The organism is Oleiphilus sp. HI0123, assembly GCF_001635315.1.
This window is the reverse complement of sequence record NZ_LWGE01000389.1, coordinates 1-780: the sequence shown is the minus strand read 5'-3', so window position 1 is coordinate 780 and position 780 is coordinate 1. Positions and strand designations below refer to the sequence as shown.

The 780-nt window shown below is 41.3% G+C and carries 1 protein-coding gene and 1 pseudogene; both read left to right on the top strand.

All coding sequences use genetic code 11. The annotated features are described in order from the left end of the window. Positions 1–90: 90 nt before the first annotated feature. The gene (locus A3761_RS03680) at positions 91–582 is read left to right on the top strand and encodes a CvpA family protein (RefSeq protein WP_068515765.1); all 492 of its coding nucleotides are present in this window, start codon (positions 91–93) and stop codon (positions 580–582) included. 27 nt (positions 583–609) lie between these two features. After that, positions 610–780, top strand: a pseudogene (locus A3761_RS26090) (amidophosphoribosyltransferase); the annotation flags it as partial.

The following is a 780-nucleotide window of genomic DNA, read 5'->3' as shown; positions in this document are numbered from 1 at the left end:
GTTATTATGCGCGCCTGTTTTTTGGATATCATTTGTTTGGGTTAAATGTATCATTGCAAGTCAGAGACTAACGGGGTTAATGCGCTTTAAATGTCAGGTTTAAATTGGGCCGACTGGACGCTCATCGTCATTATCTCACTTTCAAGTTTAATGAGTCTCAGGCGAGGTTTTGTTAAGGAAGCCTTGTCGCTTGCTACATGGGTGGTTGCCTTTATTGTGGCGCGCAGCTTTCATCCTAATCTCCAAACCTTATTGATTGACTCAATTAATGAACCAGTACTAAGAACCATCGCAGCATTTATTATGTTGTTTATAGGTACCTTGCTGGTGGGTGCTGGTATCAACTTCATTGTTGGTGCTTTGATACGTTTAACTGGCTTAACCCCAATAGATAGAATGCTAGGAATTGTGTTTGGTCTTGCCAGGGGGTTAATTCTTGCAGTTGTGCTTGTAGCCATTGTTCGCTTAACGCCTTTTGAGCAAAGCGACTGGTGGCAAAATTCGGTAATGATCGAGAATTTGTCTATATTAGAGCAATGGTCTCGATCAGTATTCGAAAGTCATAAAGAAACCAAAGTTTGATAGAAACGTTTTTAAAGAGGTAGTCATATGTGTGGCATCGTAGGTGTTGTTGGAAAAAACAACGCGAATCAATCGTTGTATGATGCATTAACCGTTTTGCAACATCGCGGCCAGGACGCTGCCGGCATTGTTACCTGCCAAGATGATCGTTTCTTTTTAAGAAAGGATAATGGCCTAGTACGTGATGTTTTTCGTACA

What these genes read in the sequence shown, in the direction of transcription:
- A3761_RS03680 (WP_068515765.1), top strand. Translation starts at nt 91, where the DNA reads ATGTCAGGTTTAAATTGGGCCGACTGGACGCTCATCGTCATTATCTCA.